At 62.8% G+C, this 14,147-nt stretch carries 14 protein-coding genes; 11 read left to right on the forward strand and 3 right to left on the reverse strand.

Annotated features, from left to right (window positions below):
• The first annotated feature begins 176 nt into the window (after window positions 1-176).
• The 11 genes from BSF40_RS20135 (at window position 177) to BSF40_RS20190 (ending at window position 10,823) form a co-directional block, all read left to right on the forward strand.
• Entirely contained in the window at window positions 177-1,766 is a 1,590-nt protein-coding gene (locus tag BSF40_RS20135) for a winged helix-turn-helix domain-containing tetratricopeptide repeat protein (RefSeq protein WP_095966597.1), read from the forward strand.
• Window positions 1,767-2,022: 256 nt separating this feature from the next.
• Window positions 2,023-3,396, forward strand: coding sequence for a glutamine synthetase family protein (locus tag BSF40_RS20145; RefSeq protein ID WP_095966438.1), 1,374 nt, complete (start codon window positions 2,023-2,025; stop codon window positions 3,394-3,396).
• Window positions 3,397-3,403: 7 nt separating this feature from the next.
• Entirely contained in the window at window positions 3,404-4,795 is a 1,392-nt protein-coding gene (locus BSF40_RS20150; protein ID WP_095966439.1) for an aldehyde dehydrogenase family protein, read from the forward strand.
• Between the two features lie 3 nt (window positions 4,796-4,798).
• On the forward strand, window positions 4,799-5,959 hold the full coding sequence (locus BSF40_RS20155) for an iron-containing alcohol dehydrogenase (protein WP_095966440.1): 1,161 nt from the start codon (window positions 4,799-4,801) through the stop codon (window positions 5,957-5,959).
• Window positions 5,960-6,121: 162 nt separating this feature from the next.
• The gene (locus BSF40_RS20160; protein ID WP_095966441.1) at window positions 6,122-7,684 is read left to right on the forward strand and encodes an amino acid permease; all 1,563 of its coding nucleotides are present in this window, start codon (window positions 6,122-6,124) and stop codon (window positions 7,682-7,684) included.
• Window positions 7,685-7,864: 180 nt separating this feature from the next.
• The gene (locus BSF40_RS20165) at window positions 7,865-8,155 is read left to right on the forward strand and encodes a hypothetical protein (protein ID WP_095966442.1); all 291 of its coding nucleotides are present in this window, start codon (window positions 7,865-7,867) and stop codon (window positions 8,153-8,155) included.
• An 81-nt stretch (window positions 8,156-8,236) separates the two neighbouring features.
• Complete coding sequence (locus BSF40_RS20170; RefSeq protein WP_095966443.1) at window positions 8,237-8,809, forward strand: chorismate mutase; 573 nt, start codon at window positions 8,237-8,239, stop codon at window positions 8,807-8,809.
• Window positions 8,810-9,059: 250 nt separating this feature from the next.
• On the forward strand, window positions 9,060-9,434 hold the full coding sequence (locus tag BSF40_RS20175) for a hypothetical protein (RefSeq protein ID WP_095966444.1): 375 nt from the start codon (window positions 9,060-9,062) through the stop codon (window positions 9,432-9,434).
• A complete protein-coding gene (locus tag BSF40_RS20180; protein ID WP_095966445.1) occupies window positions 9,431-9,631 on the forward strand; it encodes a helix-turn-helix transcriptional regulator in 201 nt (66 codons plus the stop codon). Before BSF40_RS20175 ends, BSF40_RS20180 begins: the two co-directional genes overlap by 4 nt.
• A gap of 27 nt (window positions 9,632-9,658) precedes the next feature.
• Window positions 9,659-10,402: an SGNH/GDSL hydrolase family protein gene (locus BSF40_RS20185; RefSeq protein ID WP_095966446.1), complete on the forward strand. Its 744-nt coding sequence runs from the start codon at window positions 9,659-9,661 to the stop codon at window positions 10,400-10,402.
• Complete coding sequence (locus BSF40_RS20190) at window positions 10,395-10,823, forward strand: nuclear transport factor 2 family protein (protein ID WP_095966447.1); 429 nt, start codon at window positions 10,395-10,397, stop codon at window positions 10,821-10,823. Before BSF40_RS20185 ends, BSF40_RS20190 begins: the two co-directional genes overlap by 8 nt.
• A gap of 138 nt (window positions 10,824-10,961) precedes the next feature.
• Here the strand turns inward: BSF40_RS20190 and BSF40_RS20195 are convergent, their stop codons facing one another.
• From BSF40_RS20195 to aguB, 3 genes are read right to left on the reverse strand one after another with little or no spacing between them, the layout of a single operon-like run.
• Window positions 10,962-12,086, reverse strand: a complete 1,125-nt coding sequence (locus BSF40_RS20195) for an agmatine/peptidylarginine deiminase (protein WP_095966448.1) — start codon at window positions 12,084-12,086, stop codon at window positions 10,962-10,964.
• Between the two features lie 49 nt (window positions 12,087-12,135).
• Window positions 12,136-13,236: an extracellular solute-binding protein gene (locus BSF40_RS20200; RefSeq protein ID WP_095966449.1), complete on the reverse strand. Its 1,101-nt coding sequence runs from the start codon at window positions 13,234-13,236 to the stop codon at window positions 12,136-12,138.
• Window position 13,237: 1 nt separating this feature from the next.
• Window positions 13,238-14,146: an N-carbamoylputrescine amidase gene (aguB, locus tag BSF40_RS20205; protein ID WP_095966450.1), complete on the reverse strand. Its 909-nt coding sequence runs from the start codon at window positions 14,144-14,146 to the stop codon at window positions 13,238-13,240.
• Between the last annotated feature and the right edge of the window lies 1 nt (window position 14,147).

Here is a 14,147-nt window from a genome sequence, read left to right on the forward strand (position 1 = left end):
GCCTGCACGGGCAGGGCAAGTCCTTGCGCCGGGCTTGGGTTTGCCTTGGCGAGCGCTTGGATTTTTGTCCAAGGCCACTGATGGTCGTCCAGCCCCCTTGCCGCTGACGGTGCAGCGGCTGTCGAGCTGCCGTATCATCCTTTTCAGTCACAACCAGCCGCCTGGGGATGCCCGTCTTGCCATTCAGTTTTGAAGATTACGTACTCGATCAGGAACGCCGGGAGCTGACCCTGCGCGGGCAAGTCGTGGCCGTCGGACCGCAGGTTTTCGACCTGTTGCTGCTGTTCGTCAACAATCCCGACCGCGTCGTCAGCAAGGACGAATTGCTCAAGGCGGTGTGGGGCGACCGGATCGTTTCGGAATCGACGATCACCAGCCACATCAATGCCGTGCGCAAGGCCATCGGCGATACCGGTGAGGAGCAGCGCCTGGTACGCACCGTCGCCCGCAAAGGCTACCGCTTCGTTGGCCAGATCAACGGCGACTTGACCGGGCAAGCGCGACAGCCCGAAGTCGATGAACGCCCGACCGCCGCCCCGAAGCCAATCCCCTCCCCTGCGCTGGTCCTGCCGGAAAAGCCCTCGATCACCGTCCTGCCCTTCCAGAACCTGAGCGGTGATCCGGAGCAGGAATACTTCGCCGACGGCGTCGTGGAGGACATCATCGCCGCCCTGTCGCGACTTCGCTGGCTGTTCGTCATCGCGCGCAATTCGAGCTTCACCTACAAGGGCCAGACGGTGGACGCCCAAGGCGTTGGCCAGGCGCTGGGCGTGCGCTACGTGCTCGAAGGCAGCGTGCGCAAGAGCGGGAACAAGCTGCGCATTACCGGGCAACTGATCGACGCGACAAGCGGTACGCACCTCTGGGCCGAGCGCTTCGAAGGCCTGCTGGACGATATCTTCGAGCTGCAGGACCAAATCACCGAGAGCGTCGTGGGCGCGATCGCGCCGCAACTGGAGCGGGCAGAAATCGAACGCGCCAAGCGCAAGCCGACGGATAGCCTGGACGCCTACGACTACTACCTGCGGGCCATGGCAAAACTGCACAGCGGCAGCCGGGAAGCCATCGAGCAGGCGCTGCCGATGTTCTACCAGGCCATCGAGCTCGATGGGGAATTTGCCTCGGCCTATGGCATGGCCGCCTGGTGCCACTTCTGGCGCAAGCTCAATGGCTGGATGAGCGATCGGCCTGCAGAAATCGCCGAGGGCATACGGCTGGCGCGGCAGGCGGTGACCCTCGGTCGCGATGATGCCGTCGCATTGACCCGGGGCGGACATGCGCTGGCCCACCTCGCCGGCGAAGTCGACGGCGGCATTGCACTGCTCGACCGAGCGCGCCTGCTCAATCCAAACCTCGCCCCCGCCTGGTTTCTAGGCGGAATCCTGCGGGCGCTGCGCGGTGAAACGGACGCGGCCATCGAGCATTTGAACCATGCCGTTCGCTTGAGCCCGCTGGACCCGGAAATGTTCAGGATGCAGGTCGGCATGGCGCTCGCGCATTTCTTCGCCGGGGACTTCGATGCCGCTGCGGCCTGGGCGGACAAGGCACTGGGCAACCTGCCCAGCCTGCTGGTCGCCGCGGCACTGGTGGCGGCCAGTCACGCGCTCGGTGGTCGAATGGACAAAGCGAAGCTGGCGATGCAACGCCTGCTAGCGCTGGATCCTTCTTTGCGCCTGTGCGCCCTCAAGGACTGGCTGCCCATTCAACGGCCTGAGGATTTCGCCCGCTTCGTCGATGGATTGCGCCTGGCGGGATTGCCGGAGTAAACGCGCGCCCCCCTGTAGGAGCGAGCTTGCTCGCGATGGACGTGAAGACACCGCGTTTAATCAGAAAACCCGCGTCATCGTTAACGACCATCGCGAGCAAGCTCGCGCCTACAATAGTTGCACATTGCTACGGTAGGCTAAGCTTTGAGCAACTCGTTGCTCATGATGCTCGGTTCTGCAGGTTTTGGGTGTTTCTGGAGAGCGTCTGCAACAGCGATCTCAGACTGGCCAAAACCTTTCACGCAGGATTGCCGTGATGACCGAGCCCCTCCTCAGCTTTGATGCACTCAAACGCGCCGCTGCCGCCGGCGAAATCGACACCGTGCTGGTCTGCATGGTCGACATGCAGGGACGCCTGGTCGGCAAGCGCTTCCAGGTCGAGTTTTTCATCGACAGCGGCCACGAAGAAACCCATTGCTGCAACTACCTGTTGGCCGACGACATCGACATGGAGCCGGTGCCAGGTTACGCCGCGGCCAGTTGGAGCAAGGGCTACGGTGATTTCGTGCTCAAGCCCGACATGTCCACCCTGCGGCGCGTGCCCTGGCTGGAATGCACGGCGCTGGTGCTGTGCGACGTGCTCGATCATCACCATCGCCAGGACCTGCCCCACAGCCCACGGGCGATTCTGAAAAAACAGGTCGAGCGCCTGCGCGAGCGTGGCTATACCGGCATGTTTGCCTCGGAACTCGAGTTCTATCTGTTCGATGAGAGCTACGAGACGATCCACAAGCGCAACTACCACAAACCGAAAACCGCCGGCCATTACATCGAGGACTACAACATCCTCCAGACCACCCGCGAAGAACCGGTGCTGCGGGCGATTCGCAAGCATCTGCAGGCCTCGGGCATACCCGTGGAAAACTCCAAGGGCGAATGGGGGCCGGGCCAGGAAGAGATCAACATCCGCTACGCCGATGCCATGACCATGGCCGACCACCACGTCATCATCAAGCACGCCTGCAAAGAGATCGCGCAGTTGCAGGGCAAGGCGATCACCTTCATGGCCAAGTGGCGTTACGACGCCGCCGGTTCCAGCAGTCACATCCATAATTCGCTGTGGGACAAGAACGCGAAGAAGCCGCTGTTCTTCGACGCGAAAGCCGAGTTCGGCATGTCGAAACTGATGCGTGCCTGGGTCGCCGGGCAGCTCAAGTACGCCAACGACATCACCTGTTTTCTCGCGCCCTATATCAACTCCTACAAGCGCTTCCAGGCCGGCACCTTTGCGCCGACGCGGGCGGTGTGGAGCCGCGACAATCGCACCGCGGGCTTTCGCTTGTGCGCCGAAGGCAGCAAGTCCATCCGCATCGAATGCCGCATCGGCGGCGCCGACCTCAACCCCTATCTGGCCTTCGCCGCGTTGATCGCGGCGGGCCTGGCCGGTATCGACGAAAAGCTCGATCTCGTGCCGCCATTCGAAGGGGATGCCTACCAGGACGAGCAGTTGCCGGAAGTGTCCAAGACCCTGCGCGAGGCGAGCGCCGCCCTCAAGGCCTCCGCCATGTTGCGCGAGGCGTTCGGCGATGAGGTGGTCGACCATTACGTGCACACCGCCGAGTGGGAACAGAAAGAGTACGACCGGCGAATCACCGACTGGGAACTGCAGCGCGGCTTCGAGCGCTATTGAGAACATCATGACTGCGAAGGTGCAATTGATCTCCCCGGTCGATGGCCGGGTGTACGTCGAACGAGAGATGGCCGATGCGGCGCAGGTCGAGCAGGCGTTGACCGCCGCTGCCAGCGCCCAGGCGGCATGGCAACGCCGATCACTGAGCGAACGCGCAGCATTGTGCAGCGCCGCAGTGGACGCGATGTTGTCGATGCAGGCCGACATCGTGCCGGAACTGGCCTGGCAGATGGGTCGCCCGGTGCGCTATGGCGCTGGCGAACTGCGCGGTTTTGCCGAACGCGCCCGGCACATGATCGCCATCGCGCCGCAAGCGCTGGCCGATATAGAGCCGGAGCCTGTGGCGGGTTTTCGGCGCTACATCAAGCGCGAGCCGCTGGGCACGGTGCTGGTGGTCGCGCCGTGGAACTACCCCTATTTGACGGCGGTGAACACGATCATCCCGGCGTTGATGGCCGGCAACAGCGTGATCCTCAAGCATGCGTCGCAGACGCTGCTGGTGGGTGAGCGTTTCGCCGAAGCCATGCGCCGCGCCCATCTGCCGGACGGCCTGTTCCACAACCTGCTGCTCGATCATCGGCAGACCGCCGCGATCATTGATTCGGGTCGGGTACAGCAGGTCAACTTCACCGGTTCAGTCGATGCCGGCAAGGCCATGGAAAGCGCCGCCACGGGACGCTTCATCGGCGTGGGCCTGGAGCTCGGTGGCAAGGATCCGGCCTACGTGCGGGCTGACGCCAACCTCGAGCATGCGGTGGAAAACCTGGTGGACGGCAGTTTCTTCAATTCCGGGCAGAGTTGCTGCGCCGTGGAACGCATCTATGTCGACCAGAAAATCTTCCCGGTGTTTGTCGAGCGCTTCGCCGAACTGACCCGCCAGTACGTGCTGGGCAACCCGCTGGACGAAGCCACCACCCTCGGTCCGATGGTGACACAGGGTGCCGCGTTTTTCGTGCGTGGCCAGATTGCCGAAGCGCTCGCCCAGGGCGCGACGGCGCTGATCGATCCGCAGGCCTTTCCCGCCGACGTGCCGGGCAGTGCCTACCTCGCGCCCCAGGTCCTGGTCGATGTCAGCCATCAAATGTCGGTCATGCGCGATGAGAGCTTTGGCCCGGTGGTCGGCATCATGCCGGTGGCCAGCGATGACGAGGCCATTGCCTTGATGAACGACAGTGAGTTCGGGCTCAGCGCGTCCATCTGGACCCGGGACCTCGCAGCGGCCGAACGCCTGGGCAACCAGATCGCCACCGGCACGCTGTTCATGAACCGCTGCGATTACCTGGACCCGGCGCTGGCCTGGACCGGCGTGAAGAACAGCGGGCGCGGCGTCACCCTGTCGCCACTGGGCTACGAGCACCTGACCCGAGCCAAATCCTTTCATCTGCGTCACGAGGTGTAGACCATGAACCTGACTGGAAACTGGAACTACCCCACGAGCGTTCGGTTCGGCGTCGGGCGCATCGCCGAGCTGGCCGACGTCTGTCGCAGCCAGGGGATCCAGCGACCCTTGCTGGTCACCGACAGCGGCCTGGCCCGCGCACCGATCACCACGGCGGCACTGGACGCGCTGCGCGCCGCCGGCCTGGGTGTGGCGTTGTTCTGTGACCTCAAGCCCAACCCGGTGGAAGCCAACCTGGCCGGCGGGCTCGACGCCTGGCGCGGCGGCAAACATGACGGTGTGATCGCCTTCGGCGGCGGCAGTGGTCTGGACATGGGCAAGCTGATTGCCTTCATGAGCGGCCAGACCCGCCCGGTCTGGGACTTCGAAGACATCGGCGACTACTGGACCCGCGCCGACGACAGCCGCATCGCCCCGGTCATTGCCGTGCCGACCACGGCGGGGACCGGCTCGGAAGTCGGGCGTGCGGCGGTGATCATCGACGAGCGCACCCACACCAAACGCATCATCTTCCACCCGAAAATGATGCCGCGCGTGGTCATCAGCGACCCGGCCCTCACCGTCGGCATGCCCGCCAAGGTCACCGCCGGCACGGGCATGGACGCGTTATCGCATTGCCTGGAAGCGTACTGCGCCCCTGGTTTTCATCCCCTGGCCGATGGCATTGCGGTGGAAGGCATGCGCCTGGTGGCCAACGCCCTGGTGAAAGCCGTACACACGCCGTCGGACCTCGAGGCGCGCGCACAAATGCTCGCGGCGGCGGCCATGGGCGCCACGGCATTCCAGAAAGGCCTGGGCGGGATGCATGCGCTCTCCCATCCGGTGGGTGCGCTGTACGACACCCATCACGGCATGACCAACGCCACCTTCATGCCCTATGTCCTGCAATTCAATCGCACGGCCATCGAGGAGCGCATCACCCGCCTGGCGGCGTACCTGCGCCTGCCCTCGCCGGGGTTCGACAGCTTCCTGGCCTTCGTCCTGAAGTTGCGCAAGGACATCGGCGTGCCCCATACCCTGGTTGAACTGGGCGTGGATGACCGGCAGGCCGACCTGATCGCCGACATGGCGATTGTCGACCCCTCGGCCGGCGGCAACCCGCTGCCCTTGACCCGGGACGGCGTGGCAAAGATTTTCGACGCGGCACTTCACGGCCGTCTGTAGGAGCGAGCTTGCTCGCGATGGACTTGAGGATGACGCGGGGTGTCAGGCTCCCCGCGTCATCGTTGACGTCCATCGCGAGCGAGCTCGCTCCTACAGAAAACCAAGGTCGAGCCTACGGCGGCTCAGTTCGGCCTGTTCAATACCTGACAAGGGGCACATATCATGAACCCAACAAGCCAGCCGGGCACCGACACCCACGACGATGACGTCAAGGTGCTGCACAGCATGGGCTACGCCCAGCAACTCTCACGACGAATGGGGGTTTTCTCCAACTTCGCCATTTCCTTTTCGATCATCTGCATCCTCTCCGGTGGCATCAACTCACTGGCCCAGGGCACCTCGGGCGCCGGTGGCATATCCATCGGGATCGGCTGGCCGATCGGCTGCCTGATCTCCGGGGTATTCGCCATGGCCATGGCGCAGATTTCCTCGGCCTACCCCACCGCCGGCGGCCTCTACCACTGGGGCTCGATCCTCGGTAACCGCTTCACTGGCTGGTTGACCGCGTGGTTCAACCTGCTGGGGCTGGTCACGGTGCTGGGCGCGATCAACGTCGGCACCTATTACTTCTTTTTCGGTGCCTTCGGACCGGCACTGGGCATGGAGGACACGACCACGGTCAGAGTGATTTTCCTGGCAATCCTCACGGGCCTGCAGGCCTTGTGCAACCACTTGGGTATCGGCCTGACGGCCAAGCTCACCGACTTCTCCGGCTACCTGATCTTCGCCACGGCGCTGGCGCTGACCATCGTCTGCCTGATCTCGGCACCCAGCTATGAATTCGCGCGGCTGTGGACCTTCGGCAACTATTCCGGCGAAGCAGGCGGCAACGTCTGGCCGCAGGTCTCCAACGGCTGGGTGTTCATGCTCGGCCTGCTGTTGCCGATCTACACCATCACCGGCTATGACGCTTCGGCGCATACCTCCGAGGAAACCCGCAACGCGGCCATGTCGGTGCCCCGCGGCATGGTCATGTCGGTGGTCTGGTCGTTGCTGTTCGGCTGGCTGATGCTCAGCGCGTTCGTGCTGATGCTGCCGAACATGGACGAGGCTGCCAAACAGGGCTGGAACGTGTTTTTCTGGGCCATGAACACCCAGGTCAACCCGACCTTGAAACTGGTGCTTTTCGTGGCGATTTTCATTTCGCAGGTGCTCTGCGGACTGGCCACGGTCACCTCGGTTTCACGCATGATATTCGCGTTCTCCCGGGACGGTGGCCTGCCCTGTTCCAAAGCCCTGGCCTCGGTTTCGCCGACCTTTCGCAGCCCGGTGGCGGCCATCTGGACCGGTGCCACCCTTGCCGTCCTGTTCGACTGGGGCTCGTCGGTGATCTCGGTCGGGGCAACGCCGGTCTACACGATCGTGGTGTCCTGCACGGTGATCTTCCTGTTCTTCTCCTTCGCCATCCCCATCGTGCTCGGCCTGTTTACCTACGGGACGTCGAAGTGGCCGACCATGGGGCCATGGAACATGGGGCGATTCTGGTACTCGGTGTTCGCCATCCTCTCGATCCTGTCGATGATCATCATCTTCGTCATCGGCATCCAGCCACCGAACGATTGGGCGCTGTACATCACCATCGGTTTCCTGGTGCTGACCGCCATCGTCTGGTTCGGTTTTGAAGCCCGGCGCTTCCAGGGGCCACCGGTGGGCGACATGATCGTCAAGCGCCAGGCTGAAATCGCCGCGGCGGAAGCAGCGTTGAACAAACAAGCCGGAAGCTGATAGCCGAATCACTGTAGGAGCGAGCTTGCTCGCGATGGTCGTTAACGATAACGCGGGTTTACTGGCTAAACGCGGCGCTCTTGAGTCCATCGCGAGCAAGCTCGCTCCTACAGGGTCCGGGCTTTTATGCACGCTGATGATTTATCCTGTGCCTCCCCCGATTTCATCCCGGAGACACCTGTGCCCGCCCTCACCGCCCGCGAGGTTTACCAGCCGTTGCGCGATGCCGCCCAGGGTATTCGCACGCTCCAGCGAGTCGACGACGCTTGCCAGTCCAGTCATGTTCGGGTCGACATCGACGGCTGGCGCCTGTTGCTCGACGTCGACGCCGGCCACTTGCGCCACTGCCTGCACGGTCAATGCCCCGATGGCCGCGAGTATGCGTTCGACAGCGGGCAGCGCTTCGGCACCGACCCGGTGAGTTTGCTCAGCACCTGGGAGCTGGCGCAGATTGAGCGGTTGCTGGCCTGAATCATTCGCAACCTGTCGTTCCCTGGCCGCACTTGTGATACACAAGCCGGAGTGATTTTTGCGTCCAAGGAGATTCCGTCCATGCCCCGTTCCCCACGCCTTTCGCACTGGCTGGCCTGCACCCTGCTCGGTTTGTTCGCGGGCGTTGCCCAGGCCGGCACGACGCCCCCGGCACCCGATGCCCTGCAACCCTTGCTGGCGACGATGAACGAGCGCTTGAACATCAGTGAGCTGGTGGCGCTGACCAAGTGGGACAGCGGCAAACCGGTCCAGGACAATGCCCGGGAAGCGCAAGTCATCGCCAACGCGCGCAAGCAGGCGGATCAGCGCAAGCTTGACCCCGACGAAGTCGCCGACCTGATCGCTGCCCAGATCGAAGCCAGCAAACTGGTGCAATACGGCCGGCTCGCACAATGGCAAGCGGCGCACAAGGCACCGGACACGCCACGACCGGACCTCAACAACGACATCCGGCCCAAACTCGACAAACTGCAGAACCTGCTGCTCAATCAGTACGCCGCGTTCCTGCCCTACCGCAAAGACCCGAACTGCCCGCAATGGCTGGCCACCGAACGCTCGGCGCTGATCAAGGATTACCTGCATGGCCAGGCGATGATTCGTGCGACCGGGGAGCTGTGCATCGTAGGTCGATGACATTGCCTACTGTAGGAGCGAGCTTGCTCGCGATGGGCGTTAACGATAACGCGGGTTAACTGACTGATTGCGGTGCTCTTGAGTCCTTCGCGAGCAAGCTCGCTCCTACAGGGTTTTGCATTACGGTTTGAACAACAGGCCTTACGCGATCTGCACCAATGGAAAACCCGCACGCCAAATGTAAAACACCCTTTACACCGCTGAAAAACCCGCCGATCATGTAAAGGGTCTTTTACACCAGGAAGAAACAATGAAACGCTATTACATGGAAATGGGTGCCGCGACGGCGCTGTACTCGGTATTGCTGATCCTGTCGGTCATCCTGCTCAAGGATCAGCAGGAAATGGCAATGGCGCTGAAGATCATCATCACGCTGTTGCCGGTGATTCCTGCGGGGCTGATGTGTTGGGCAGTGGTGCGCAACATGCGCACGCTGGACGAAATGCACTTGCGTATCCAGTACGAAGCGCTCGGTTTTGCCTTTGCCGCTTCGGCATTGCTGACCTTCACCTACGGCTTTCTGGAGAATGTCGGCTTTCCACATGTGTCCTGGGTCTGTGTGTGGCCCGTGATGGGCCTGATGTGGATGATCGGGCTCAGACTGGCCAAGCGGCGCTACCAATGAAAAACCGTCTCAAGGAACTGCGTGCCGAACGCAAGTGGTCGCAGGTCGATCTGGCGGCGTTGTTGAATGTTTCACGGCAGACCATCAATGCTATCGAAAATGGCCGCTATGATCCCAGCCTGCCCTTGGCGTTCCAGATTGCCCGGGCATTTGCGCTGCCTATCGAGCATATTTTCGATGACGAGTTCGCCGGCTGATCTCTCTCTTCAATCAGGCGCCTGCCCATGAGCCATACGGAAACCCTCGCCAAAATCCTGCTCGGCCCGTTGCTGCTGATGCAGGGCCTGTACACGCGACGGGTGACGCCCAGGCTGCCGGAGGCCGAAGGTGAACGCCAGGGCGTGGCCGGCAGCGGCGACGTTCTGCGCTTGTTGATTGTCGGCGACAGCGCCGCGGCGGGTGTGGGGGCGGCGACTCAAGGCGAGGCGCTCAGCGGTCGGCTGGTGGAGCGCCTGGTCGAGGATTATCAGGTGTCGTGGAAGCTCTGGGCGCGCACCGGTCTGGATTCGCAAGGGTTGCTGGAGCTGCTCGAACAGCACGCCCCCGAGCCGTTTGATGTGGCGCTGTTGTCGATTGGCGTCAACGATGTCACCAGCTCGCTCACCCTGGATCAGTGGCTCGCTCGGCAACAGCGATTGATGGCGCTGTTGTGCGACAGGTTCGCGGTGAGGCAGATTGTGGTGTCGCCGCTTCCACCGATGCATTTGTTCCCCGCCCTGCCGCAGCCGCTGCGCTGGTTTCTGGGGTTCAGGGCGCGTCGCTTCAACGCACGGCTTGCGGATCTGGCCGCCGGCGTGGATCAATGCACGCTGCTGACCACCCCGCTGGCACCCGAACCGGGCTTGATGGCCAGCGATGGTTTTCATCCGGGGCCGATGCTCTACCTGCAATGGGCCGACGATGCCGCCAGGGTTATCGATCAACGCTTTCGCACCACAACAATAAAAACAGGAGTTGAAGATGTCTGAGCTGAACCTGAACCCCAATGTCGCAGCGTCCCTGAAGCAGTGGCACGCGATGCTCGGCAACCGCGACTTGAGTGGCTTGCCCGAACTGCTCGATCCGCAAGCGGTGTTCCGTTCGCCGATGGCGCACACGCCGTATCCGGGGGCGCCAGTGGTGTCGATGATCCTCAACACGGTCATGAACGTGTTCGAGGATTTTGCCTATCACCGCGAGCTGGCGACGGCGGATGGCTTGAACGTGATTCTCGAATTCAGTGCCAGGGTCGGCGAGAAAGAGCTCAAGGGCATCGACATGATCCGCTTCAACGAACAGGGCAGGATTGTCGAGTTTGAGGTGATGGTGCGGCCGCTGAGTGGCTTGCAGGCGCTGGGCGAGGAAATGGGGCGGCGGTTGGGGGCTTATCTGAAGGCAAGCAAGGCCTGATTTATCTGATTCAACAAATACCCCTGTGGGAGCGGGCTTGCTCGCGAAGGCGGTGAACCAGTCGATAGAGATGTTGACTGATACTCCGCTTTCGCGAGCAAGCCCGCTCCCACAGGTTTTGTGTACAACCTGAAGGCTTCACACCATCGGCTGATGACTGGTCACGCAGTGTATGCCGCCACCACCGGCGGAGATCGCGTCGATGTCGAGCTGCACCACTTCACGGTCAGGGTAGAGTTCGGACAGCAGGTCGAAAGCCTTGGCATCCGCTTGCTTGTCGCCGAATTGCGGCGCAATGATCGCGCCGTTGATCACGAAGTAGTTGATGTAGCCGGCGGCGAAGTCCGGGTTGTCCTTGCTGAACCGGCTGTTGCGCGGGTTGAGCGGTGGCGAAACGGTATGCACCTGCAATTTGCGGCCATCGGCATCCGTGGCGTTTTCCAGGATCTGCAGATGGGCGCGAGTGACCTTGTAGTCGTAGGACTCGGGGTCGTTGTCGAGGTTGGCGATCACCACCCCGGGTTTGACGAAGCGCGCATAGAAGTCGACGTGGGCGTCGGTGATGTCCTTGCCCTTGATGCCCGGCAGCCAGATGATTTTGCGCAGGCCCAGGCGTTCCTTCAGCTCCGCTTCGACATCGGCCTTGCTCCAGTCGGGGTTGCGATTGCGGTTGATCCAGCTGCTTTCGGTCATGATCCCGGTGCCGTGGCCGTCCACTTCGATGCCACCGCCCTCGCCCACCAGTTCGCTGCGCTGGTAATCCGCCTTGGCGTTTTGCGCGACCTGGGCGGCCAATTGCGCATCGTCCTCATGCTGCTGTTTGTTGCCCCAGCCGTTGAAGTTGAAGTCCACGGCGCCGAGGTTGCCGTTGTCATCGACGAGAAAATTGGCGCCGATGTCGCGCATCCAGATGTCATCCAGTTCGGTGATCACGAAGGTGGTGTTGTGGCTGCCGCATTTGGCTTCGGCCAGGCGCCGTTCGCTCTGGCGACAGAACACCGTGACCGGCTCGTATTCGGCGATGCTGCGGGCGATCCGGCCAAGGGCGTCTTGCACGTGGGGCGTGAAGTCCTCCCAGATCGCGGCCTGTGCCCCGAAGGCGATGAAGGCCCGCTGGTGTTTGTCCCCTTCATCGGGCATGTACCCGTTGCCTTTGCCGGCCGCGCGCACCGGCATGGCCCCCAAGCCCAATCCCATGGACGCCACCGCGCCCAGTCCGGCGATGACCGATACCTGCTTGATGAATGTTCGACGTGTCGGCATGTGTTTTCCTGAAATCCGGGGTTTGGCCGGCCCGTGGGCCAGCCGGTGATCAATTGACCGTAGCGGTCTTGAACTTGGTCCAGGTGCGCATGCGTGCCCGCATGTCGGCCTGGGAGATGTCCTTGCCGGGAATCAGCCGCGCATAGGTGGCTTCATCGAGGTAGATGTCCGGGTTGTTGCGCATCGCGGCATCGACGTCCGGCCGCGCCTTGGCGTTGGAGGTCGGGTAGCCGGTGAAGTTGCTGATGGCCGCCATGTTTTGCGGGCGCATCACGAAGTTGATGAAAGCGTAGGCGTATTCCGGGTGCCGGGCGTCGACGGGAATGGCCATGGTGTCCATCCACACCGTGGTGCCTTCGCGGGGAATGCGGTAGTGGAAGGTGGTTTTCTTGCCGGCGCTGTCGGCCGTGCGCTGCGCCTGGGTCATGTCGCCGCTGTAGCCCAGGGACATGCACAGGTTGCCATTGACCAGATCGGTCACCGGTTGCGACTGGAATTTGCGCACGTACGGCCGCACCCTCATCAGCAACTCACTGGCCGCCGCCAGGTCCGCCGGTTTGCCGCTGCGCGGGTCGCGGCCGAGGTAGTTGAGCACCACCGCCAGCACTTCGTCCGGCGAGTCGATCATCGAGATGCCGCAATCGGCAAACTTCGCCGCCAGCTCCGGCTTGAACAGCATGTCCAGGCTGTTGACCGGTGCGTCCGGCGCACGCTGGGCGATCTGTTCGGCGTTGTAGGTCAGGCCGATGGTGCCCCAGGTGTAGGGAACCGTGGCGTTGCTCGAATGCTCATAGTGCGAGCGCAGCTTCTGCAACCCCGGCTCGACGTCGTTCAAGGCGGTGATTCTGGACTGATCCAGCGGTTGCAGGCTGCCGGCGCGCACCAGGCGCTCGGCCACGGTATCGCCGGGGAAGATCAGGTCGTAACCGCTGCCGCCGGCGAGCATCCTGGCTTCCAGGGTTTCGCTGCCGTCCATGACGTCGTAGATCACCTTGATCCCGGTTTCGGCGGTGAACTGGCTCAGGGTGTCCTCGGCAAAATAGTCGGCCCAGTTGTACAGCCGCAGGGTTTTCTCCTCGGCATGCAACGCAGGCACCGCACAGGTCAGCGCCAGCCCCATGGCCAGGCACAGCTTGTTGATCGTATTCATGTCACACCCCTTGGGTTGCCCAGCGTGAGTGGATCTGACGACCGTCCTGGGTCAGCAAGGCGCCGTACATGTCCGGACGGCGGTCGCGGTAGATGCCCCAGGTCAGGCGGTCTTCGCGCATGGCCGCCAGGTCCAGGGTGTGGACGAGCACGCCGGTGCTGTCGCGGTCGGCTTCGGCGAGCAACTTGCCCTTGTGATTGCAGATGAACGACGAGCCGTAGAAGCTCATTTGCAGGGTCGGGTCGGTGGTCGCCGCTTCCCGGCCGACACGGTTGGCCGCCACCACCGGCAACAGGTTGGCGGCGGCGTGGCCGCGCATGGTCATCTGCCAGTGATCGCGGGAATCGAGGGCGGCGCAGCCAGGCTCCGAGCCGATGGCCGTGGGGAACAGCAACACTTCGGCGCCCATCAAGGCCAGGCAGCGGGCGGTTTCCGGGAACCACTGGTCCCAGCAGATACCCAGGCCGATACGCCCGAACGCGGTGTCCCAGACCCGGAACCCGCTGTCGCCGGGGCTGAAGTATTCCTTCTCCTGATAGCCGATGGCGTTGGGGATGTGGGTCTTGCGGTACACGCCCAACAGGCGCCCGTCGGCGTCGGCCACGCTCAACGAATTGAAGTAGGCATTGCCGGCCTTCTCGTACCAGCTCAGCGGCAGCACCACGCCCAACTCTTTGGCCAATGCGGCAAAGCGCTTGAGCACGTGGCTGTCGCGATACTCCTCGGCCAGCGCCAGGTGTTTGTGGTGTTGCTCGATGCAGAAGTACGGCGTGGCGAACAGCTCCTGCAACAGGATGACCTGCGCGCCCTTGGCCGCGGCCTCGCGGACCCGTTGCTCGGCCTGGTCGAGGTTGTGTTTCAGGTCCCAGGTGCAGGGCATTTGCGTGGTGGCGATGGTCAACAGTGTCATG

Origin of the sequence: Pseudomonas sp. ACN5 (assembly GCF_002303975.1) — a bacterium.
Classification (GTDB): domain Bacteria; phylum Pseudomonadota; class Gammaproteobacteria; order Pseudomonadales; family Pseudomonadaceae; genus Aquipseudomonas; species Aquipseudomonas laurylsulfatiphila.